Source organism: Shewanella sp. ANA-3 (assembly GCF_000203935.1).
Lineage (GTDB): Bacteria > Pseudomonadota > Gammaproteobacteria > Enterobacterales > Shewanellaceae > Shewanella.
Genome location: NC_008577.1, coordinates 4396082 through 4418318, shown reverse-complemented (window position 1 = coordinate 4418318; position 22237 = coordinate 4396082). Strand labels below are relative to the sequence as shown.

General features: G+C 49.1%; 19 protein-coding genes. 15 read left to right on the top strand and 4 right to left on the bottom strand.

Annotated elements, in window-relative coordinates; translation table 11 throughout:
• Positions 1 to 447: 447 nt before the first annotated feature.
• From SHEWANA3_RS19205 to SHEWANA3_RS19195, 3 genes are read left to right on the top strand one after another with little or no spacing between them, the layout of a single operon-like run.
• Complete coding sequence (locus SHEWANA3_RS19205; protein WP_011718445.1) at positions 448 to 918, top strand: NfeD family protein; 471 nt, start codon at positions 448 to 450, stop codon at positions 916 to 918.
• Between the two features lie 11 nt (positions 919 to 929).
• Positions 930 to 1865 carry a slipin family protein gene (locus tag SHEWANA3_RS19200; protein ID WP_011718444.1) on the top strand — a complete coding sequence of 312 codons (936 nt, stop codon included), beginning with the start codon at positions 930 to 932 and terminating at the stop codon, positions 1863 to 1865.
• A complete protein-coding gene (locus SHEWANA3_RS19195) occupies positions 1865 to 2797 on the top strand; it encodes a stomatin-like protein (protein ID WP_011718443.1) in 933 nt (310 codons plus the stop codon). The genes SHEWANA3_RS19200 and SHEWANA3_RS19195 overlap by 1 nt, the downstream gene beginning before the upstream one ends.
• Positions 2798 to 3003: 206 nt before the next feature.
• Here the strand turns inward: SHEWANA3_RS19195 and SHEWANA3_RS19190 are convergent, their stop codons facing one another.
• The 4 genes from SHEWANA3_RS19190 to priA form a co-directional block, all read right to left on the bottom strand.
• On the bottom strand, positions 3004 to 3228 hold the full coding sequence (locus tag SHEWANA3_RS19190) for a hypothetical protein (protein ID WP_011624229.1): 225 nt from the start codon (positions 3226 to 3228) through the stop codon (positions 3004 to 3006).
• Positions 3229 to 3531: 303 nt separating this feature from the next.
• Positions 3532 to 4227: an SPOR domain-containing protein gene (locus SHEWANA3_RS19185; protein WP_011718442.1), complete on the bottom strand. Its 696-nt coding sequence runs from the start codon at positions 4225 to 4227 to the stop codon at positions 3532 to 3534.
• A 3-nt stretch (positions 4228 to 4230) separates the two neighbouring features.
• A complete protein-coding gene (gene argS, locus SHEWANA3_RS19180) occupies positions 4231 to 5976 on the bottom strand; it encodes an arginine--tRNA ligase (protein ID WP_011718441.1) in 1746 nt (581 codons plus the stop codon).
• A 111-nt stretch (positions 5977 to 6087) separates the two neighbouring features.
• The gene (gene priA, locus SHEWANA3_RS19175) at positions 6088 to 8298 is read right to left on the bottom strand and encodes a primosomal protein N' (RefSeq protein ID WP_011718440.1); all 2211 of its coding nucleotides are present in this window, start codon (positions 8296 to 8298) and stop codon (positions 6088 to 6090) included.
• Between the two features lie 103 nt (positions 8299 to 8401).
• On the opposite strand from priA, the gene SHEWANA3_RS19170 reads away from it, so the two are divergent.
• The 12 genes from SHEWANA3_RS19170 (at position 8402) to SHEWANA3_RS19115 (ending at position 22235) form a co-directional block, all read left to right on the top strand.
• The gene (locus tag SHEWANA3_RS19170; RefSeq protein ID WP_011718439.1) at positions 8402 to 9577 is read left to right on the top strand and encodes a FimV/HubP family polar landmark protein; all 1176 of its coding nucleotides are present in this window, start codon (positions 8402 to 8404) and stop codon (positions 9575 to 9577) included.
• Positions 9578 to 9742: 165 nt separating this feature from the next.
• Positions 9743 to 9955, top strand: a complete 213-nt coding sequence (gene rpmE, locus SHEWANA3_RS19165; protein WP_011624224.1) for a 50S ribosomal protein L31 — start codon at positions 9743 to 9745, stop codon at positions 9953 to 9955.
• Between the two features lie 511 nt (positions 9956 to 10466).
• Positions 10467 to 11711, top strand: a complete 1245-nt coding sequence (locus tag SHEWANA3_RS19160; protein ID WP_011718438.1) for a malic enzyme-like NAD(P)-binding protein — start codon at positions 10467 to 10469, stop codon at positions 11709 to 11711.
• A 213-nt stretch (positions 11712 to 11924) separates the two neighbouring features.
• Positions 11925 to 13835, top strand: a complete 1911-nt coding sequence (gene csrD / locus SHEWANA3_RS19155; RefSeq protein ID WP_011718437.1) for an RNase E specificity factor CsrD — start codon at positions 11925 to 11927, stop codon at positions 13833 to 13835.
• A 238-nt stretch (positions 13836 to 14073) separates the two neighbouring features.
• Positions 14074 to 14952 carry a hypothetical protein gene (locus SHEWANA3_RS19150; RefSeq protein ID WP_011718436.1) on the top strand — a complete coding sequence of 293 codons (879 nt, stop codon included), beginning with the start codon at positions 14074 to 14076 and terminating at the stop codon, positions 14950 to 14952.
• Complete coding sequence (locus SHEWANA3_RS19145) at positions 14949 to 15551, top strand: PilN domain-containing protein (RefSeq protein WP_011718435.1); 603 nt, start codon at positions 14949 to 14951, stop codon at positions 15549 to 15551. The genes SHEWANA3_RS19150 and SHEWANA3_RS19145 overlap by 4 nt, the downstream gene beginning before the upstream one ends.
• Positions 15548 to 16198 (top strand): MSHA biogenesis protein MshJ, encoded by a 651-nt coding sequence (locus tag SHEWANA3_RS19140; protein WP_011718434.1) that lies wholly within the window; start codon positions 15548 to 15550, stop codon positions 16196 to 16198. Before SHEWANA3_RS19145 ends, SHEWANA3_RS19140 begins: the two co-directional genes overlap by 4 nt.
• A complete protein-coding gene (locus SHEWANA3_RS19135; RefSeq protein ID WP_011718433.1) occupies positions 16185 to 16502 on the top strand; it encodes an MSHA biogenesis protein MshK in 318 nt (105 codons plus the stop codon). The genes SHEWANA3_RS19140 and SHEWANA3_RS19135 overlap by 14 nt, the downstream gene beginning before the upstream one ends.
• Positions 16503 to 16516: 14 nt before the next feature.
• Positions 16517 to 18202: a pilus (MSHA type) biogenesis protein MshL gene (gene mshL / locus SHEWANA3_RS19130; protein WP_011718432.1), complete on the top strand. Its 1686-nt coding sequence runs from the start codon at positions 16517 to 16519 to the stop codon at positions 18200 to 18202.
• Positions 18203 to 18208: 6 nt separating this feature from the next.
• A complete protein-coding gene (locus tag SHEWANA3_RS19125) occupies positions 18209 to 19138 on the top strand; it encodes an AAA family ATPase (RefSeq protein WP_011718431.1) in 930 nt (309 codons plus the stop codon).
• Positions 19135 to 20478 (top strand): tetratricopeptide repeat protein, encoded by a 1344-nt coding sequence (locus SHEWANA3_RS19120; protein WP_011718430.1) that lies wholly within the window; start codon positions 19135 to 19137, stop codon positions 20476 to 20478. The genes SHEWANA3_RS19125 and SHEWANA3_RS19120 overlap by 4 nt, the downstream gene beginning before the upstream one ends.
• Positions 20475 to 22235, top strand: coding sequence for a GspE/PulE family protein (locus SHEWANA3_RS19115; protein WP_011718429.1), 1761 nt, complete (start codon positions 20475 to 20477; stop codon positions 22233 to 22235). The genes SHEWANA3_RS19120 and SHEWANA3_RS19115 overlap by 4 nt, the downstream gene beginning before the upstream one ends.
• Positions 22236 to 22237: the final 2 nt, after the last annotated feature.

The window sequence follows — 22237 nt, the reverse complement described above, 5'->3', positions numbered from 1 at the left end:
TACTCAGTTCCTGCTCCGAGGGCAGAACCTACAAACGGCTAGGGTGGTGCGGCTTGTATGGGTACTGGCTGAGGGCAAGGTAAAAAGTGCGGGCAATATATGCAAAAATTTACAATTATTCAAAGTTTTTTATCGAATGTTGTTGTGAAAATCACATAATCAAATTGTGGGTTTTAAGGTGTTTAATTTATTGATTTTTAGCGGTTATTTTATTTCTCGATACATTTTTGATGATATTGTGAGCTAACTTTTTGAATTGATTGTGCTTAATTTTAGAACAACTCGGGTCGATATTTTGCCGCGAGTCAATTCATCCCCTCATTTTCCCAAGTTAATTGTCTTGCCGTGCTTTTTAAATCGGCGTATAAATTTATGACATATTATGTCGCATATCTGCCACTCTGCTGCTATAGTGCTGCACAGGATGCTCTCATTTCAGGGGGGAATATGGAGTTTTCGAATCTGATTTTAGTTTGGTCTATTATCGGGATTATCTTGATGTTAGCCGAGCTGGTGATACCTGGAGGTATTGTCGTGCTACTCGGCGCCGCCTGCTTAGTGGTGGCTGGCGCCTTATGGATTGGCCTAGTGGAAGGTGTGGTTCAAAGCCTGACACTGTGGTTTATTTCCGCCATCGTCTTATTACTCGCCTTTCGGCAAGTCACTCAAAAATTGGTTGGTGGAGATTCCCATGTGGATAACACCGATGAAGAACTTGATATCTACAATCAAATCGCCCGTGTTAAACAAACCATAGGTCCAGGACAAACGACAGGAAGAGTCGAGTTCCAAGGGAGCGAATGGCCCGCATTGGGGGATGGTAGTATCATTGCTGCGGGCACTGAGGTCAGGATTATCTGCCGTGAAAACATTGCCCTAGTGGTTGAGCCTGTTGATCAGGCAACGTCTCAAAACTAAAGGATGAGTCTATGTTTGTGTTTACCTTAGTCATTTTATTTGTCTTGTTTATTCTCTATAAGCTGATGCTGATAGTGCCGATGCGTGAGGTGCATGTCATTGAGCGTTTGGGGAAATTCCGTACCGTACTGCAACCGGGATTCCACTTCTTAATCCCTTTCTTCGATCGCGTCGCATATAAACACGATACCCGTGAGCAAGTGCTCGACGTGCCGCCACAAAGCTGTATCTCAAAGGATAACACCCAGCTTGAAGTGGACGGCTTAGTGTATCTCAAGGTTATGGACGGCAAATTAGCGAGCTACGGTATTGAAAATTATCGTAAAGCTGCCGTGAATCTGGCGCAGACCACTATGCGTTCTGAAATCGGTAAGCTCACCCTCAGTGAGACCTTTTCCGAGCGTGATCGCTTAAACGAATCCATAGTGCGCGAGATTGATAAGGCGTCTGAGCCTTGGGGGATCAAAGTGTTACGCTATGAGATCCGTAATATCACGCCATCGCGCCATGTGATCCATACCCTCGAAAAACAAATGGAAGCCGAGCGTCGTAAGCGCGCCGAAATCACTTTGGCCAATGCCGAAAAGGCCGCGATGATCAATATGTCAGAGGGTGAGCGCCAAGAGGCGATTAACATTTCTGAAGGCCAAAAACAGAAGCGTATCAACGAAGCTAAAGGTACCGGGCAAGAAATTGCCATTATCGCTAAGGCAAAGTCCGAAGGCATGGCGATGATTTCCCAAGCGTTAGAGGTGAATGGCGGTAACGATGCGATGAATATGCTGTTAAAAGAGCAGTTTATTGCTCAGGTCGGTAAGATCCTCAACGATTCGCAAGTGTCGGTTGTCCCCGCGGAAATGGCAAAACTCGAAGGATTCTTCGAAGGAATGGAACAAGTCACCCAAACCGTGGGTGGCCATAATGCAACGAGCAAAGGAGCACGCTAATGCAAATCCCATTGAATACTGATGTCGCGGTAATGGCCATTTGGGGACTGATTTTCGCCATATTTGTGATTAAGCTGTTCCAATCCATCCGCTTAGTTCCGACTAAATCGGCTTATATAGTTGAGCGTTTAGGTAAGTACCACTCGACGTTAGATGCGGGCTTCCACACCTTAATTCCTTTTGTCGATAAAGTGGCTTATATCCATGACTTAAAAGAGGAAACTATCGACGTACCACCACAGGAGTGTTTCTCCAGTGACGAAGTAAATGTGGAAGTTGACGGGGTGATTTATATCTCTGTTACCGATCCTGTGAAGGCCAGTTATGGCATCACTGACTATCGTTATGCGGCAATTCAATTAGCGCAGACCACCACGCGCTCAGTGATCGGCACCTTAGATCTCGACCGCACCTTCGAAGAGAGGGATGTGATTTCCGCCAAGGTAGTGGAAGTGCTCGACCAGGCGGGCGCCATGTGGGGGATTCGCGTACACCGCTATGAGATTAAGAACATCACGCCGCCCGAGACAGTGAAAAACGCCATGGAAATGCAAGTGAATGCCGAGCGCGAGCGCCGTGCATTACTGGCAAAGAGTGAGGGTGATAAGCAGAGTAAGATCAATCGCTCCGAAGGGATTAAAGCGGAAACCGTTAACCGTTCTGAAGGTGAAATGCAGCGCCGTATCAACGAGGCCGAAGGTAAAGCGGAGGAGATTTTAACCTTGTCGCGAGCCACTGCGGAATCGATTGAGCGTTTAGCGACTGTGATTGCGGCGCCCGGCGGCCATAACGCACTGCGTATGCAGCTTGGTGAGCAGTACTTTAAGCAGCTCGATGGCTTAAGCCAAAAGTCCAGCCGTGTGGTGCTACCCGGTAATATGGTCGATTTCGATTACTGGATGAATAGCATAGGCTTAAAAGAGAAAGCTTAATGCGCATAAACCATGCTGCGGCTTAAATATTTATCAGTTTAAGCCCAATAAACCTAAGGCCAAATAGTGATATTTGGCCTTATTTTTTGCGGTTTAGCATGGGATTTATGATAAGAAAGCGGGTTAAAAATATCAGTTAACTGGCGCGGCGAATGGGGAACTCAATGCCGCCGTCCATTGGCGTATCGCGTCATCTTCAGCCGTGATTAATAGGCCAGACGCTCGGAAATTTCAGAGTGGGAATGGGTTTCGATAAGACGCGCTATGGTGTCTTGTTCGAGTACCGCTAAGGCCGAAATCTCGTTGTAAATCTTATCCTGCACATCTAGAGGCATGTGCACATGCTCCATATACATCCGGATGCTTAAGGCGTCACCGCTTTTGAACAGTTGGCTGAATTCAGAGGCTTCAATCTCGATTAATGCATTCATAATACTTCACCCTGAGGTTGGATTTTTGATGAGTAGACAACAGGTTTTGCTGTTACCTAAGAGATACGCCTAAGTTTGATCTAGGTCAATTAAACGCCATATTAATCTTTCTTAATAAACAAATTTACTGTTTAAAAATAGATGGTTATAAATTTCACAAAATGAAATTGTGACTTAGCTCAATGTTTGAAATGGGGCGAAAGAAGGGCGTTGTGAGCGGACTTCAGTTGGCCAGAAGATAAAAAAATCGCGGCGCGTGATGGGTCACGCGCCGCGATGTTCAGACTGATTTTGCGAGCGGAATTACTTTGGAACGGCTAACAGCTGGCAGCCATTGATCCCCGCATTTTGCAAGGTGTGGCGTTTACGCTCGGCATCACGTCTACGTTCGTAGGGGCCGAGGATAACCTTGTACCACGTGCCTGAGGTGCCTTCAATTTGCCTGACCTGCGCTTCTAACCCTTGGAACGCAATAACGGCCTTCATCTGGTTCGCCTGAGACTCCTGACGGAATGAGGCGCACTGCAGTTGATATTGCTGTGGTGTGCGCGTCGACACGACATCAGGAATATCCACTTCGACGTTTTTATTCTCAAGCTCGTCCAGATAGGTCCATTCTTCCTTAGGCTTAGGTGGCAAGGCGTTCGGATCTTTCTTCGGCGCTTCAACGACGGGCTTTTCTTCCACCGGCGCAGTCACGACCACGGCTTGGCGCTCGGCCTCTTTCACCTTAGGCGTCAGAATCGTTGCCGGTTCTTTTGCCTTAGTCGGCTTCTCGGTTTTCACCTCGACAGGCGCTTCCTGCTTGGCGGTATCTTTAATGCTAAACAGAAAATAGCCAAAACTGCCGACGGCAATAAAGGCGAACAGGATCAAAGGGATCGGGAGCTTACGGCGAGGCGCAGCCTTTTTAGCCGCAGGCCTCGCTCGTGTTGCGCGCATGGGGCGCTGTTTCGCGCCCGCTTGCGGTTTTCTGTTGGCGTAGTCACGATTGCTCATGGCTTACATCCGTTCTAGGGTTTCGATACCTAGTAGATTTAGGCCTTTTTGCAGCGTGTTGGCCGTCAATTGTGACAGCAGTAAACGGCTATGCTTTTGCTCGTCGTTATCGGCGGCAAGCACTGGGCAGGCCTCGTAGAAGCTAGAGAAAGCCCCCGCTAATTCATAGAGGTAACCGCAAAGTACATGTGGTTGGCCCTTGTCGACCACGCGGCTGAGGATTTCACCAAACTGTGCCAGTTTGTTACCTAAGTCTTTCTCTTTTTCGTGCTCGAGTACGATCTTGGCTTGGCTTAAATCGATATCGGTCGCACGTTTGAAGATACCAGCAACGCGGGTGTAGGCGTATAGCAGGTAAGGCGCGGTATTGCCTTCAAAGCTCAGCATTTGCTCGAAGCTGAAGATGTAATCGCTGGTACGGTTTTTCGACAGGTCAGCGTATTTGACTGCGCTGATCCCAACAACGCGGGCAATTTCAGCTAAGGTCGCTTCATCCATATCTGGGTTTTTGCTGCGAACCAGCTCAAGTGCGCGAGTATTGGCTTCATCCAGTAGATCAACCAGTTTCACTACGCCACCGGTACGGGTCTTGAACGGACGACCATCTTCGCCATTCATGGTGCCGAAGCCTAAGTGCTCCAGTGACATATCGTTACGGACAAACTTGGCCAGCTTGGCAAGGCTAAACACTTGTTGGAAGTGCAGCGCTTGGCGTAAATCGACAAAGTAGAGTACGCGGTCGGCTTTTAGCACGCTTGAACGGTAACGCATTGCGGCTAAGTCGGTGGTGGCATAGAGGTAACCACCATCAGCTTTTTGAATGATAACAGGCAGCGCCTCGCCTTCTTTATTACGGAATTCTTCTTGGAAGACCACTTTGGCGCCGTTGCTTTGGGTCAGTAAACCCTGAGCGTCTAAATCTTTGACTACTTGCTCTAAGTCAGCGTTATAGGCGCTTTCACCGTGCACGTCGGCGCGGGTTAAGCTCACCCCTAAACGCTCGTACACTTCGTGGCAGTGACTTAAGGAAATGTCGTTAAATTCACGCCACAGTTTGTTGCAGTATTCGTCACCTGATTGCAGTTCAACCACGAGCTGACGGGCACGGGTCGCGAACTCTGCCGATTCATCAAAACGCAGTTTGGCGGCACGGTAGAAGGTTTCGAGATCCGATAATTCTAATTGGGCTTGTTCGCCATTTTGCGCACGCAATTCTTCCATGTAAGCCAGCAGCATACCAAATTGGGTGCCCCAGTCGCCTACGTGGTTTTGGCGGATCACTTTATGGCCTAAAAACTCGAGGGTACGCACTACGCTGTCACCAATGATGGTCGAACGCAGGTGGCCGACGTGCATCTCTTTGGCGAGGTTAGGTGAAGAGTAGTCCACGACGATAGTTTGTGGCGTTGGTAGCTTAATCCCTAAATGCTCATCGCTAATGGCTGCCTGTAATTGGTTCGCTAAGGCGCTGTCATCAATGAAGAAGTTGATAAAACCAGGGCCTGCGATTTCGACTTTCGCCACATAGTTAGATGCCGGTAGATTGTCGATGATCAGCTGCGCCAATTCGCGGGGATTTTTACCCGCCGCTTTGGTTAGCATCATGGCTAAGTTGGTTGCTAGATCGCCATGGCTCTTATCCTTGGTTCGATCTACTTGAATTCGCGCCTCAAAATCCGCAGGCAAAATACCTTGTTGTTTAAAGGATTCGATAGTTTGTTCAAGTAATGATTGGATATGTGATTTCATGGATTAATTAGCTACTAACTTTAAGAATGAATACAGGGAATAACCGCGTATTTTAGCCGTTTGTGGTGACTAATTGCTATCTTCCCGATGATTTTTTATCAAATTATTGAATCACAACAGATCCTGCGGATCCCTATCTAGGCTCCAGCGACAACGTTTGGCCTCTGGCAGCTGTTCTACGAGGGGATAAATTCGCTCAAACTCCTGCTGTAATCTATGTCTGTGCTTGGCTTGAAACATCAATTGGCGGCGAAACTTACCGGCTTTTCTGTCGAGTGGTGCTGGCATTGGGCCGATGATTTCAAACTCTTTATCTTGGGGCAGCAGCGCTGCAAACGCATTAAGAAAGTTATCGGCATCCACAGCGGAGTGGGCTTCTGCGCGCACCAGCACCATGTGCCAAGCGGGAGGCAGCAGCGCCATTTGCCGCTCCTTTAATTGGCTGCGGGCAAACTCGCCATAACCTCGGTGGAGCAAATCCCTCAGTATCGGGTTATCACTCTGGTGAGTTTGCAGCAATACAGTACCGGGTTTGTTGGCGCGACCAGCACGGCCAGCGACCTGTGTATAGAGCTGGCCGAAGCGCTCTGGCGCCCTAAAGTCGGCGCTAAAGAGCGCGCCATCGACATCCAGTAATCCCACTAAGGTCACATCTGGAAAGTGGTGTCCCTTGGCAAGCATTTGAGTGCCGACCAAGATTTTGTATTCGCCCTTATGAATAGCGCTTAAGTGGCTCTCGAGCGAGCCTTTTAGGCGGGTGGTATCGCGATCGATTCGTACCACGGGATATTTAGGGAACTCCTGCTGGAGTGCTTCGGCGAGTTGTTCTGTGCCGATACCTTGGCCCATCAACATGGTGCTGCCGCAATTGTGGCACTGCCTTGGAATGGCATATTGGTTGCCACAGTGGTGGCAGCGGATTTCTCCAAGGGATTGATGTACCGTAAAAAAGGCATCGCAGCGATCACACTCGTGTAAGTGCCCACACTCGTGGCACAGCAGTGCTGGTGCAAAGCCACGGCGGTTCAAAAACAGTAATACCTGATTCCCAGCCTCTAAATGGCTGCGGATTTCGTTGATGAGTGGCGCCGACATTCCCGCCTTGAGGGGCAGGTTTTTGATATCGATAATCCCTTGGCGCACTTTTTTTGCATTACCCGCTCGTTCCCCGAGTTGCAGGTGATGATATCGACCGCTGAGGGCATTTTGCAGGGTTTCTAACGAGGGTGTCGCCGAACCTAAAATCACCGGGATCGATTCTAAATGTCCACGCATCACGGCGAGATCGCGGGCGTGGTAGCCAACGCCTTCTTGCTGTTTAAAGCTGCTGTCGTGTTCTTCGTCGAGGATGATGACGCCGGGAAAAGCCATGGGCGTAAACAGGGCAGAGCGGGTGCCAATGATGATGGCGGCTTGGCCGCAGCGAGCTTGTCGCCAGGCTTCGAGGCGCTGGTTATCGGTCAGCCCTGAATGCAGCACGGCCACATTGACCTTAAAGCGGCGCTTAAAACGATTAATGGTTTGCGGTGTTAGGCCAATCTCAGGTACGAGGATCAGCGCTTGCTTACCTTGCTTAAGGATATGTTCGAGTACGGCTAAATAGACCTCGGTTTTACCCGAACCGGTAATGCCCTCGAGCAGAGTGCAGTGGTATCCTTGCTGCTGGGTAAGCAGGGTGACGGCAACTGCTTGTTCCTTATTGAGTCTATGGGGGGCTTCATCGAGTTCCAGTTGGCTGCGCCAATCGAGATTGAGCTCGGCGAGTTTCTCGTGTCTGGCAATCCAGCCCTTATCCTCTAAGGTTTTGAGCGCGGCTTTATTCAGTTCTAAACTGATGACGTCTTCCTGCGTCAGGCAGGCTTGCTGCAAGCGTTCGAGTAAGCGTTTTTGCGCCGGAGCGCGTTTTAATGTCTCAGGCGCAATATTGTTGCCCAGCTCTGTGATTTGCCAGTACTGAATTTTTTGCGGCGCGGCATCGAGCCCTTTACGCAGCGCCACGGGGAGCGCCTGCGTCAGCATTTGCCCTTGGCTGCAAAAGTAATATCTTGCTGCCCAGAGGGTTAATTTATAAAGCGATTCTGGCAATAAGGGCGCGTCATCAATAAACTCTATGACAGATTTGAGTTGCGTAGGTGCTAGATCGCAGCTGTCGGTGATGGCGGTAACAAGGCCAATCAGTTGCTGGCGTCCAAAGGGGACTTTTACTCTTATACCAATCTGAGGCTGTTGAGCGCTTTCCTCACCTTGCTCAGCGGTATCGACTCGATAGGTAAAGTTTTGCCGCATAGGCACAGGTAACGCAACTTCAACAAACAGTGACATATGCAGGTCGAGTCTTAAGGGAAATGAGGTTTAGTGTACTCAGCACGGCTAGCGAGGGCTAGTCCTAATGACAGTTTATCCAAGGATAGTTGAGAGTAAGTAAATGACTAAAATAGCGAAATCATTAGGACTATTCGCCTTAGTGTGTAGCGCATGTGTGCAGGCGCAAGTTTCCCATGTGAGTATCAATAGCCGCATGTTTGAATTGGGCGCTTACCCCAAAATGCGCGTCAATGTGATCACCGATAATCAGGATATGACGCGGCTTGAATTTGCGGTGCTGCAGTCCGGTGGTGAAGAGAAACTTATGGCCGAGCAGCTTAACCGTTTCTTGGTTTTGCTAACGGGTGTGGAGGATGTGACTGACCCTAAGGCACGGCTGTTGGTACGTGAATATCGTGTCGACCGTTGGTATGAAGTGAAAAATCTGCCGCTGTTTGATAATGCTTCCTCTGCGGTATCACCCGTAACGCAAGCAAAAACGGCGGTTGTGAAATCAAGCAAAGCGGCCGCAGCCGAGACCAGTCAGCTGGCGGCAAGCTCTGCTAAAAGTGACAAAACCACAGTTAAATCAACTAAGGTTGTGCAAGAGGTGAATTTAGTCACCGCTGAAGCTGATGTTGTGCCCGTTGCGCCCGTTGTTGTGGCGGCGGTGACGGCAGAAGTCGCCGTGACGCCTCGCAGCTCTGGATTTACCTTCCCTGAGGATAAGCTTGATGTAAAAGCATCCTCCACCTCGAGTTCGTCCGTAGTGGCATCTGATGAAGCTAAACCTAAGGCTGTTAAATCGGAAGTGACTAATTCTGATCCATCTAAATCTGAGCCATCTAAAGCTGATATGCCTACACCTGAGCAGTCAACAACAGAAGTCGTGAGCGTGCAGGCCGTTGCACAAACGCCTACTGATGTACCAAAAGTCGATAAGAGTACGACTACCATTGATGCGCCCGAAGTTAAGGCTGCCGAAGCAACTAACGCAGAGGCTAAGATCGTGAGCTCGATAAATGCCAATGCAACAAACTCGGGTGAGTGTATGTTGGATTATCACAACGAGACGTTATGGCGTATTGCCAATCGCTATGCCCCTGAATGGAAAGTGAATGTTTATGGCGCCATGTTGGCGATTCACGATGCCAACCCTAAGGCATTTTCGAAGAATCGGATTAACGCGTTGAAGAAAGATGCCACGCTCTATTGCCCATCGGCCGAGATACTTTCGCGTTATCCCGATGCGCAGGCGGCAAGGACGAGTTTCGAAGATCGGGAAGCGGGAAGATAAGCGTCAGTGGACGAGTAGATTATCGTGAAAATGCTCAGATAATCTACTTGTGTCTGCGTGGGTGATACTGTAGTATTCTGCGCCCTAACATATCGTTATTAACTGCATGTGGTGTCCGACTTCGGGTTGGAAGAGCGACATGGCCTTACATTTGAGGTAATCCCAATGAAACCAGGTATCCACCCAGAATATGCAGTAATCACTGCAAACTGTACTTGTGGCAACGTAATCAAAGTAAACTCTACTGCTGGTAAAGACCTGCACTTAGACGTTTGTGGTGCATGTCACCCATTCTACACAGGTACACAAAAAGTTGTTGATACAGGCGGTCGTATCGACAAGTTCAACAAGCGTTTCGGTATGCTTGGCAAGAAATAATTGCATTCGCAATGTTTCTAAAAGAGGCGCCTATGGCGCCTTTTTGCTTTCTGGTCTTCTGGCACAAAATCGCTACTTATCTGCCTTTCTGGTACGACTTCACTTAAAAAAGCATCAAAGTCACTTTATAGGGGCTTAAAGTCGCCTAAATCGACTTATTTATAGCAATTAACTATAAGATAACTGAGTTACTCATCTCTATTGTAATTTAATCAACATTTCTCGCTTTATTAGGCGTTTTTTCATTGCTTTAGCGGGTTATGTTCGTTTGTTTCCTACAAATTTAAACAGATAATCATCCTTTATTGGCAGAGATAAGTTTATAAAACTTGGCTTAGAGAGATAAATCTGTCGCAAAGGCGAAATTTCTCAATATCTTATTTAAAAATTAACCCAATTGGCGTATCTTACCCCGACCTGCCACACTGTTTAAATCGCCCGTAAATGAGGTGATCTTGGGTTGGTCGGCCTTACTTCCATACTTATAAATGTCGCATTTCAGGATGTTAAAATGTCAGATATTCGTCAACAAGCACTCGATTATCATGAATTCCCCGTTCCCGGTAAAACCGCAGTCTGCCTCACTAAACCTGCTGAAACCAGCCATGACCTCGCACTAGCCTATAGCCCTGGTGTTGCTGAACCGGTACGTGAAATTGCTGCTAATCCTGACAATGCATATCGTTACACCAACAAAGGTAACACAGTCGCTGTTATCACCAACGGCACAGCGATTCTGGGTTTAGGTAACTTAGGCCCATTGGCATCAAAACCGGTGATGGAAGGTAAGGCTCTGTTGTTTAAACACTTTGCAAATATCGACTCGACCGATATCGAAGTGACCCACAACACCCCTGAAGAATTTATTAACACAGTTGCGGCGATCGCTGGCACCTTTGGTGGGATTAACCTCGAAGACATCAAGGCGCCAGAGTGCTTTGTTATCGAGCGCGAATTAATTGAGCGTTGTAATGTGCCTGTGTTCCATGATGACCAGCACGGCACTGCGATTGTGACGGCTGCGGGTATGATCAACGCCTTAGAAATCCAAGGCAAACTGATCAGCGATGCGACCTTTGTGTGTATGGGTGCTGGCGCTGCTGCGATCGCCTGTATGACCATGCTGGTAAAATGTGGTGCAAACCGCGCCAACATCTACATGTTAGATACCAAAGGCGTTATCCATACGGGTCGTACCGATCTGAATGAATACAAAGCTCTGTTTGCAAACGATACCGACAAGCGCACTTTGCAAGATGTGATTAAAGGTGCCGACGTATTCTTAGGTTTATCTGGCCCGAACGTGATTGGCGCTGAAGAAGTGGCCATGATGGCGGATAAACCAGTGATTTTTGCCTGCTCAAACCCAGATCCTGAAATCAAACCTGAGCTTGCTCACGCGACGCGCAGCGATTTAATCATGGGTACTGGTCGCAGTGATTATCCAAACCAAGTGAACAACGTTCTGTGTTTCCCATTCATTTTCCGGGGTGCCTTGGATGTGCGTGCATCGTGCATTAACGATGAAATGAAAGTGGCTGCAGTACATGCGATTGCTGGCCTAGCCAAAGAAGAAGTCCCAGCGAGCGTGCTTAAGGCTTATCCAAAGGTGAGTTCATTAAGTTTTGGCCCTGAATATGTGCTACCAAAACCTATGGACCCACGTTTATTACCTCGCGTTGCCCGCGCTGTCGCGCAGGCTGCGATTGATTCGGGTGTTGCGGCAATCACTGCGCTGCCACACTACGCCGATTAAGCGCGAGTTCGACTAACCTAAAAGAGGCTAATTAGCCTCTTTTTTGTTTTTACTCGGGATAAAAATTCTGCCATGTGAATGCTTTGAGCTGCGTTGAAAACCAATCCTTGGTTGCCTTTTGGCTTATGCTACTGAATAATCTTGAGTAGCATTTGTTTAACTCGTGTTAAGAGTGCACCGATAATTATAATAATCCTGCAGGATAGCGGCTCGATGAAATTCACTCGAATGTTAACTACAAAATTAACCAGTTTTTGGTTAATGTCCTTGGCCGCTATCGCCTTTGTCTTTTTACTCAGCGCCATGATGAGCTTTGTGCAGTTGACCTATAAGTTTCAACAGCAAAAAGTGACTGAGCTGGAATCCCTTTTGATTGAACATTACCAAACTCAGCCCGATTGGGAGTTAGAGTCTTGGTTGCCACCTATGCTGCTGGCGTACAACGCCGTCGAATTCCGTTTGACCATGAAGAGCGAAGTGCTCTTCGCCTATCAGGGCAACGTGCAGACGCAAAATGCCATGGTCTATACCCATTTGCTCGATCCCCAGTCGGGATTGAATATGACCCTCACGCTGCCACAGCCCTTCGAGCATTACAGCGTCAGTTGGTATGAACTGCTTATTTTAGGTGTAGGCTTGCTGGCGGTGATTGCATTGGTGCGTTTTGGCCATGTGTGGTTTTCGCAGCAGTTAGATGGGATTGAAGAGCTTGCCCAGCGTAGCCGATTGATTTTGCAAGGCAAACACGAGCAAGCCCTCGCAACGCCGGGCAATGGTAAACCTAGGCTCATCAACCGAGCCTTAACTAAGCTGCTCGAAGAGTTGCAGGACGCCCATAAAGAGCGCGGCCGTTTCGATAAGTTTATTCGCTCCAACACTTTTTTAGATGCGCAAACCCGTATCGGTAATCGGTTGTTTTTAAACAACCGCCTCGACGCCTTGAGTCATGACCAAGGCATGGTGGCCCACGGGGTGATTTATCTGTTGGAGATGGACGACCTCGATTTATTGCAACAGGCCAAAGGTGAGAGTGCGGTGAAGGAGTTGCTCCATGCGACAGTTAACAGCATTAATTCTATTTTACAGACCTTACCCAACAGTATCTTTGCACGCCGCTCCCATAATCAATTTGCGATTGTCGTGCCCCATGTGTCTTTGATTGAGGCCGATCAGCTTGCCAGTAAATTACTCAAAGTCTGTTTGAGCCAACCTTTGCCCGATGATGTAGAGAATCAAGACAACTTTTATCATTTGGGCTGCGCTTACTTTACCGCCGGGGATAATGTTAATCAGTTGCTCGATGAGGCCGATATGGCATTACGCGCCGCGCAATTACAAGGTAACAGTAATTGGTTTATGTACGACAAGGGCGCGATTGATGAGGAGTTTGCTAAAGGCTCGGTGCGTTGGCGTAGCTTCCTAGAGAATGCCTTGGTTCAGCGGCGTTTTTATCCCTTTAGTCAGCCAGTGATGGATTCCGACGGCGTTGAGCATCACAAGGAAATCTTTACCCGGGCGCGGGATAATCAGGGCGCGTTAGTGCGGGCGACGCTCTTTATTCCTATGGCAAACAAATGCGGGCTGATGCCCCAGATTGAGCGGCAGATGATTGAGCGAGTATTAGGTTTGTTGTCGCAAGAAAAACATAAAAATCAAGTCTATAGTGTGAACCTGAGCCTAGATACCTTAATGAGCCGCGCCTTTACCCAGTGGCTTAAAACCACTCTGCTCGAATATCGCCACCTGACGCCACAACTGATTTTTGAGGTGTCCGAGGATATCGTTATCCTACACCAGGATAAGCTTAAGCCTAAGCTGGATATGATCCGTAAGATGGGCGCGCGACTGTGTGTCGACCATGTGGGTCAGCAGGTGGTGGGTACTTACTATATTCGCGAGTGCCATTTCGACATGATTAAACTGCATAGGTCGATTGTGCGCCACATTCATTTGCGCCCAGAAAATCAATTGTTTATCCGTAGTCTTATCGGTGGCTTATATCGCACCGAAGTGCAAGTCTGTGCCGAGGGAATTGAAGTGTTTGAAGAATGGCAAACCCTACAAATCCTCGGTGTGGGTATGGCGCAGGGCATGTATTTTAGTGAGCCGATTGAGGTGCAATAGCGGGGAATTTTTTCCTCTGCGTATGTGATCACTGTGGAAGAATAGGGCCGAAATGTCGGATTTCTCTATATAATTCACTGATTAGCGGCTAAACTAGCCTGTGCCAAAATTATGACGCTGGATATGATGGGTTTCACATTTTATAGGTGATGCGCTTTATCCTTATTTCAGTTTTGGACGTTTGTTATTCGCGCTCTTATGACTCAAGCTTTAACTTTATCGGAAGACAGGCATTTTTATGGATAAAGGACTTTTTGCTCGGTTAGCCTTTTGGCGAGCCAAACAGGCTGGCTCGGCGCTCGGTGTTTATGTCTGTGCCGATAAGCTGTGGGTCTATGCTCCCGCGACTGAAAGTCTTGCAGAACAATGGGTTTCCTATGAGCTGCAACAGGATCTGTGGCAACAGGCCTTCGCCGAACTTGCCAACGCCTTTCCCCACGCCTCTTTGCAAATAGTCCTCGGTAGTGGCCGCTATCAGTTGCTCGTGGCCGATAAACCGAATGTCGATAGTGACGAATTATCCCAAGCTTTACTCTGGTCGATCAAAGACATGGTTAATATCCCTGTGCCGCAAATTCACTTGGATTACTTTGAGTCGCCCCTGCCGAGCAATAAGCTCAGTGTGGTTGTGGTCGATAAAGAAAAGTTGCGCGCTATGGTGCAGGCCATCAGCGATCAAGGTTTAAGCGTGCTAGGAATTAGCATCGAAGAATTAGCCATGACTAACCTGTTTGATGAGGATAATCAGGCGAGATTAGTCGTGAGCCATCATACAGGACAAGAGTTGTTGTTGACTGTGGTCAAGCAAGGTCAGCTCTATATGCAGCGCCGAGTGCGGGGTTTTACCGAGCTGGATAAGGCCGAAGTGGATGAGCTTAACTACGGACTAGCGGATAATTTAAGTCTAGAAATTCAGCGTTCTATGGATTACTTTGAAAGCCAATTGCGTCAGCCTCCGGTCGCCTCAATTGAATTATTTGCCGACGGTGCAGTGGATGCCTTGGCTAAGTTGGTATCGGCTAACTTTAACCAAGCCGTTAATGTCGTTAATAAGCGTGCCGTGGGCGCGAGCATGGCGGGATTAGCCTTTAGTGAACTTTCACGAGGTGCCGAGTGATAAAATCGAGAGTGAATCTATATTCTGCGGCATTATTACCCCCAAAGCAGAGCCTAACCTTTTCGAAATTAATGAGTTATACCCTAGGCTTGGTACTGGTCTGCGCCATACTTGCGGCCTTTAGCTATTGGCAATTGGCCGAGTCTCAGCGGGCACTGAGTCAAGCCTCGGCGCAAAAACAGCAATTCGATCAGCAAAAAGCGGAACTGGAAGCGCAAATCGCCGCCCGCAAACCCGATGCTGAGTTAGTCGCGCGCGTTGAGCTAGAGTCGCAACAGCTCGAGTTAAAACAATTATTGATGAATGAGCTGGCACTGCGCTCATCCCTCACCAGCCGAGGTTTTTCGCCCGTGCTGAAGGATTTAGCTATGGTGGCCGATGCGAGTGTTTGGCTTAACCATATTGTGATTAACGAGCAGCATTTTATGTTTGAAGGCTTTGCCGATCACCCGCAGAGCATCCCGCAATGGGTGGGCAAGTTAAAGACAACGAACACTTTAAAAGGTCAGGCTTTTTCGTCTATGACCATGGATCGCGGCGAGGATAAACCGCTGGCTTTCACGCTGACGAGTGAGACCCTAGAGGAGCAAGCGCGATGAAAGCCCGATTTGAACAGTTAGCGCAAAAGTTTGATGTTCTCAGCCAGCGTGAGCGCGGGCTTATCGCTCTCGCCGTATTAGTGCTGGTCGCCATGTCGGCCTATATGCCTATCGAGTCGCTGTGGAAACAACAGCATTCGACGGCGCAGCAAGTGAAGGCGTTAGAGCAAGAAAACAAGATTTCGATGCAACAGATTGATTTATATCAGCAGCGATTAGCTATGGATCCTAATCAGGACTATCGCCAGCGTTTAAACTTGTTGCAGCAACAGAATCAAGAGATTGATGCTCAGCTCAATGAGCAGATGGTGGACATGGTGCCCGCCGATTATATGCCTGAGCTATTAGGTAACCTGCTTGGGCAAGTTCAAGGCATTAAATTACTTAAGTTTACCTCGGTTACGCCCGTGCCACTCCTTGCCGTGGGTGAAGAGAAAAAGCTGAATCTCTACAGCCATGGAATACGCATGAGCTTGGAGGGGGATTATTTTTCTGTGCTGCGCTTTGTTGAAGCGGTAGAGGCTATGCCCGACAAACTTTACTGGAAACGACTCGACTATAAAGTTGCCGAATACCCTAAGGGGAAAATCGATATTGAGCTTTATACCTTGAGTATCAATAAGGACTTTATCAGTGTCGCTAAATAAGCCTTATATTTTCATTGCATTATTGGGGTTGTCGGCCCACGTATCGGCCGAAACCTTAAGGGATCCGACCTTGCCCGGTAAAGGCTACTCGGCCGCCGGCGCCGTGACTCAGAACCAAAACAAAGCCCTAGTGCTTAACAGCATTGTCAGCTCGGGCAACACGGCCTATGCCGTGATCAACAATAAGATTGTGTCCGTGGGAGACAGCATTCAAGGGGTCAAAGTGGTGCGTATCACTCCCTCGTCGGTCTCCTTGTCTGACGGACGGAAATTAGCATTATTTCAAGCAATAATAGAGAGATAGGGAATAACACTCAGATGACAGCCATTAAATATATTACGCCTCTACTCTCACTTTGCCTTATGGCCTGCCAAACCACGGATAGACCGCAGCCCGTTGCCTCAAAAGAAGCGCTGGCCACCTCAATGCAAACCGCGAGTCAGCCAACGCCTCCACCACCGGCCACTATGCCCGATGCGGTGCAGCGTGAGCTGAACGCCAATGCCATGATGGGTGGGTTAACTCCGCCAATGGAAACGGAGCGTCGTATCGATGTGTCTGCCCATGATGTGGATGCGAGGGTGTTTTTCCCAAGTCTTGTGCAAGGCACTCCCTTTAGCGTGGCTGTGCACCCCGATGTGCAGGGCACGATTTCATTGTCACTTAAAGGTGTGACACTGAGTGAAGCCATTCAAGTGGTGGAAGATATTTATGGTTATGAGGTGAGCCGTGAAGGGCGCATCCTGCGCGTGTTCCCTGCGGGCATGCGAACTGAGACTTTCCCTTTAAATTACTTATACATGGAGCGTGATGGTCTATCGCTGACCTCTGTGAGTTCTGGCCGGATTTCCGACAATAACAACTCGAATAACAATAACTCCAATAACAACAATTCGAACAACGGCAATTTTGGCAATAACAGCAACAATAACAATTCCAACAACGGTAATTACGGCAACAATAACAACAGCGATAGCACTAACGGCACCTTTATTCGCTCGCGCACTAAGACCGATTTTTGGGGCGAATTGAAAGAAACCTTGAGCGCCATTATTGGTGACACTGGCGGTGGTCGTCAGGTGGTGGTGACGCCACAGGCGGGATTAGTGACGATTCGTGCCTATCCTAATGAGTTACGTCAGGTGCGTGCCTTTTTAAATTCCGCCGAGAGCCATCTGCAACGCCAAGTGATCCTCGAAGCGAAGATCCTCGAAGTCACTTTGTCTGACGGTTATCAGCAAGGTATTCAGTGGGATAACGTATTGGGCCATGTAGGTAATACCAATATTAATTTTGGTACCTCTGCGGGCGCAGGCTTGAGCGATAAAATCACCGCTTCCCTCGGTGGCGTGACGTCCTTAAGTATTAAAGGCTCAGATTTCAATACCATGATTAGCCTGCTCGACACCCAAGGCGATGTGGACGTGTTGTCCAGCCCAAGGGTGACGGCATCGAACAACCAAAAGGCGGTGATTAAGGTCGGTACCGACGAGTACTTTGTGACTGACGTGTCATCGACCACAGTGGCGGGCACCACGCCAGTGACCACGCCTCAGGTAGAGTTAACGCCGTTTTTCTCGGGCATCGCATTGGATGTGACGCCACAAATCGACAAAGACGGCAATGTGCTGCTCCATGTGCATCCTTCCGTTATCGATGTTAAAGAACAAACTAAGGACATTAAGGTCAGCAGTGAATCCTTAGAGCTGCCGCTGGCGCAGAGCGAGATCCGCGAATCCGATACCGTTATCCGCGCGGCTTCTGGCGATGTGGTGGTGATCGGTGGTTTGATGAAGAGCGAAAATACTGAAGTGGTTTCTCAAGTGCCACTGCTCGGTGATATTCCGCTCGTGGGCGAATTATTTAAAAACCGCAGCAAGCAGAAGAAGAAAACCGAGCTGATTATTATGTTAAAACCGACCGTTGTGGGCGGGGATACTTGGAGAAACGAGTTAGAGCGTTCTAAGACCTTACTCGACCGTTGGTATCCAGAAAATAAGTAAGCTTCCATGTATTTGAAGCACTTTGGACTCAGCCAAACGCCATTTTCGTTAACACCTAATACCGGATTTTTTTTCGGGTTATCCCCGTACGTAGAGGCGCTGCAAGTATTGCAGACCGCCCTACAAACCGGGGAGGGTTTTATCAAAGTCACTGGCGAAGTGGGCACGGGCAAAACCTTAATCTGCCGTAAGTTGATTAATGAGCTGCCGCAGGGCTTCCATTGTGCATATCTTCCTAATCCTTATCTGACCCCCGCCGAGCTGCGCTGGGCGGTGGCCAATGAACTTGGATTAAAATACACCAGCGAAATCGATCAGCAGCAACTCACCGGGCTTATCCAGCAGCAATTACTTGCTCTGAGTGCCCATGGTCACGCCATCGTATTAGTGTTGGACGAAGCGCAGGCCTTGCCCGATGAGAGCCTCGAAGCGCTGCGACTGTTTACCAATCTTGAAACCGAAAGCCGTAAGCTGCTGCAAGTGGTGCTCTTTGGTCAGCCCGAGTTGGATGAGCGATTAAAGCGCCAAGCCTTTAGACAATTGCGGCAGCGCATCACCTTTAGCTACAGTCTGCGGCCGTTAACTTGGGATGAAACCGATGCCTACATCCGTTACCGCTTAGCAGTGGCAGGCTATGCGGGACAAGCCTTATTTGGCCCTAAACTCACCCGTAAGATTGCCGAGGCATCACGTGGCATTCCAAGATTGATCAATATTTTAGCCCATAAAGCCCTGATGCTCAGTTTTGGCGAAGGCGCGACTCAGGTGCGCATGGCCCACATTAAGGGCGCGATACAGGATACCGAAGATGCAAGTCGCGGCTCACAAAGGTGGCCTGCGTATATGGCAATCGCACTCATAGCATGTGCCGCGGCAATTGGGGCATTACTGTTCTCTGGCGTTAACCTGCAACAGTTGTGGGGAGGCGTAGCATGAGTGTGATCAACAAGATGCTGCAGGATCTCGATAAGCGCCAGCAGGGGCATTCCCTTAGCAATGTCGCTGTGCATCAGGCGCAGTATTTAGGGCGCCCCAATCCATCACGCAAATGGTTAGTAATCAGCTTAGTGTCGCTGCTAGTGGGCGGCTTATCGGTCTATGCTTTTCAGGCGAGTTACGGCGTAAAGAGCGTCGCGGATAACAGTGTAAATCCTGTAGCGAGTTCGCAAACTCAGCCGGATAACGCCAGCCCACAGATAGATACGAGTCCTCTGGAAACAGAAACGACTAAATCAACATATACGACGATACCAACCGAGCCAACTGCCGAGATGGTACAAGTGAGTCCGTCATCGACAGAGGTTCCTGCAAAGGATATGTCAGCGTCAGCAGAATCTGCGCCAAGTGTGGCTCAATCTGCCCGTTTAAACGCGGCGCAAGTAGAACCAACGAGTGAACCGAGAGCCGAACCCGTTGCGACAAACACCTCAACTGATACGTCTAACAATGCGGCATTAACCCAAGAGTCGGCGCAAACACAGGCTGAGTCACAACAGGTTGCGGTTAAAGCAAATCAAGCAGACGTTAACGCAAATCAGAGCGAAGTAAAAATAATTCAAACAGACCCTAAGGCGAGTGAGCCCGTCGTGCCTGCTGCGACTCAAGCTTCGCGCCAAACTTCGCCTCAAGCTTCGAGCCCAGCTTCGGCTCAGGCTCAGTCAACGGGGCAAATGGCGATTCGAGAAGTGAAGTTATCACCAAGCCAACTCGCGCAAAAACAGTTAGTGTTGGCGGCGGATGCCGAAAAGCAGGGGCAGCTGGTTAAGGCGATGGATTACTACGCTAAAGCACTCAGGCTCGACCCAAGCTTGCACGAATCACGCAAACAACTGGCGGCGCTGCATTATGGTCAAGGCGAGCTGGCGCAAGCGGCCGAAGTGTTGGCGCAGGGACGATTGCTTTATCCGCAAGAGTTTGAATTTGCTTTGCTATTGGCAAGGGTGCAACATGTTATGGGCGAGACAGATTCGGCTCTTGCTAGCCTTGCTCAAATTCCCGATAGCCATAGCTTGGCGAGGCAAAAGTGGTTAGCGCAAACGGATTTGGCCCAAAAACAAGGGCAATATCCGTTAGTCGAGCAGGCTTACCGCAAGTTATTGCAGCAGGAGCCACAGCAGGGGAAATGGTGGATGGGATTAGCCTATGCCCTCGATTCACAGCAGCAATTCGGCCCCGCCAGTCAGGCCTATCGCACTGCCTTAAGTTATTCAGGCCTGTCGACCCAAGCCACGGCTTTTATTGAACAACGTTTACAACAACTAGGAGATAGCCAATGAAACCCAGATTAAAGATGCGTTTGGGCGATCTGTTAGTTCAAGAATCGATTATTACCGAAGAGCAGCTACAACAAGCTTTGGGAGAGCAGCGCAAGACTGGGCATAAGCTCGGCCGCACCCTGATTGAGCTGCGCTCTATTACCGAAACCCAACTACTGCAATTTTTGTCGCAGCAGCTAAATCTGCCACTGCTTGATATCAGCAAACGCCCAATCCCCGCTGAAGTGGTAAGCCTTATCCCCGAGGTGCAAGCACGGCGTTTTCGTGCCCTTGCGGTGGAAGATCGGGGCGATACGGTATTAGTGGCTATGAGCGACCCTGCAGATTTGCAGGCGCTCGACCATTTAGAAAACTTAATTACGCCTAAAAAGCTCAGTGTTGCGGTCGCGCCCGAGCAGCAGTTACTGCAAGCCTTTGATAACCTGTATCGTCGTACTGACCAAATCGCGCAAATTGCCGGTAAGCTCGAAGAGGAATATGCCGCAGATCAAATGTTTGATCTGGCGAGCCTGACCTCAAGCGATAGCGATAATGAAACCACAGTCGTTAAGCTGCTGCAGTCGATTTTTGAAGATGCGGTGCAAATGCGCGCCTCGGATATTCATATTGAGCCCGGCGAAAAAGCCCTGCGGATCCGCCAACGTATCGATGGTCAGTTACACGAGACCATTCTAAACGAAGTCAATATCGCGGCGGCCTTAGTCTTGCGTCTTAAGCTTATGGCTGGGCTAGATATTTCTGAAAAACGTCTGCCGCAGGACGGGCGTTTCCATATGGAAATTAAGGGCCACAAGATTGACGTGCGTATGTCGACTATGCCGATTTACCACGGCGAATCTGTGGTAATGCGTCTACTCGACCAATCCGCAGGCTTGCTGACCTTAAATGAGACAGGGATGCCGCCGCATATTTTGGCGCGTATCCGTAAGCAAATTAAACGTCCCCACGGCATGTTGCTGGTGACTGGACCAACGGGTAGCGGTAAAACCACCACCTTGTATGGCATCTTAAGTGAGCTCAATACTGCGGATCGCAAAATCATCACGGTAGAAGATCCGGTCGAATATCAATTGCCAAGGATCAACCAAGTTCAAGTTAACCATAAGATTGGGCTCGATTTTTCGAACGTGCTGCGCACTACTTTGCGTCAAGACCCGGACATTATCATGGTCGGTGAGATGCGTGACCAAGAAACGGTGGAGATTGGTCTTAGGGGCGCACTAACGGGTCACTTTGTGTTATCCACATTGCACACTAACGATGCGGTAACCAGCGCGCTGCGTTTACTCGATATGGGCGCCGCCAGTTACTTAGTGGCTAGTGCGCTAAGGGTGATTATCGCCCAGCGTTTAGTGCGCCGCGTGTGCCATAACTGCGGGGTGGAATACCAGCCTACGGCGCAGGAAAAAGCCTGGCTGAATAGCGTGAGTCGTCAGGACTTTTCATCGGCTAAGTTCCGCATTGGCACTGGCTGCCAAAGCTGTAACGGCAGTGGTTATCGCGGCCGTATCGGTATTTTTGAGATCCTCGAGTTGGATGAAAAGATGATCGATGCGATGCGTACCGGTAATCCACAGGATTTTGCCCGTGCAGCCCTGCAAAGCCCGAATTTTACTCCGCTTGCCGAGTCAGCACTGCAATATTTGAGCGAGGGCATGACGACGATTGAAGAGGTGGCTAAGCTAGTTGAGGATGTGAGTGAATCGCAGGTGCCACTCTCACGGGATATTATCAGTCAGCAAGGCGTTGAGGCGTAATT

Excerpts from the sequence above, each read along its gene's own strand:
- SHEWANA3_RS19185 (WP_011718442.1), bottom strand. The coding sequence starts at position 4,227 with ATGAGCAATCGTGACTACGCCAACAGAAAACCGCAAGCGGGCGCGAAA.
- SHEWANA3_RS19140 (WP_011718434.1), top strand. The coding sequence starts at position 15,548 with ATGAAAGCCCGATTTGAACAGTTAGCGCAAAAGTTTGATGTTCTCAGC.
- SHEWANA3_RS19125 (WP_011718431.1), top strand. The coding sequence starts at position 18,209 with ATGTATTTGAAGCACTTTGGACTCAGCCAAACGCCATTTTCGTTAACA.
- argS (WP_011718441.1), bottom strand. The coding sequence starts at position 5,976 with ATGAAATCACATATCCAATCATTACTTGAACAAACTATCGAATCCTTT.
- SHEWANA3_RS19190 (WP_011624229.1), bottom strand. The coding sequence starts at position 3,228 with ATGAATGCATTAATCGAGATTGAAGCCTCTGAATTCAGCCAACTGTTC.
- SHEWANA3_RS19170 (WP_011718439.1), top strand. The coding sequence starts at position 8,402 with ATGACTAAAATAGCGAAATCATTAGGACTATTCGCCTTAGTGTGTAGC.
- SHEWANA3_RS19195 (WP_011718443.1), top strand. The coding sequence starts at position 1,865 with ATGCAAATCCCATTGAATACTGATGTCGCGGTAATGGCCATTTGGGGA.
- csrD (WP_011718437.1), top strand. The coding sequence starts at position 11,925 with ATGAAATTCACTCGAATGTTAACTACAAAATTAACCAGTTTTTGGTTA.
- mshL (WP_011718432.1), top strand. The coding sequence starts at position 16,517 with ATGACAGCCATTAAATATATTACGCCTCTACTCTCACTTTGCCTTATG.
- SHEWANA3_RS19205 (WP_011718445.1), top strand. The coding sequence starts at position 448 with ATGGAGTTTTCGAATCTGATTTTAGTTTGGTCTATTATCGGGATTATC.
- SHEWANA3_RS19115 (WP_011718429.1), top strand. The coding sequence starts at position 20,475 with ATGAAACCCAGATTAAAGATGCGTTTGGGCGATCTGTTAGTTCAAGAA.
- SHEWANA3_RS19150 (WP_011718436.1), top strand. The coding sequence starts at position 14,074 with ATGGATAAAGGACTTTTTGCTCGGTTAGCCTTTTGGCGAGCCAAACAG.
- SHEWANA3_RS19160 (WP_011718438.1), top strand. The coding sequence starts at position 10,467 with ATGTCAGATATTCGTCAACAAGCACTCGATTATCATGAATTCCCCGTT.
- rpmE (WP_011624224.1), top strand. The coding sequence starts at position 9,743 with ATGAAACCAGGTATCCACCCAGAATATGCAGTAATCACTGCAAACTGT.
- SHEWANA3_RS19200 (WP_011718444.1), top strand. The coding sequence starts at position 930 with ATGTTTGTGTTTACCTTAGTCATTTTATTTGTCTTGTTTATTCTCTAT.
- priA (WP_011718440.1), bottom strand. The coding sequence starts at position 8,298 with ATGTCACTGTTTGTTGAAGTTGCGTTACCTGTGCCTATGCGGCAAAAC.
- SHEWANA3_RS19120 (WP_011718430.1), top strand. The coding sequence starts at position 19,135 with ATGAGTGTGATCAACAAGATGCTGCAGGATCTCGATAAGCGCCAGCAG.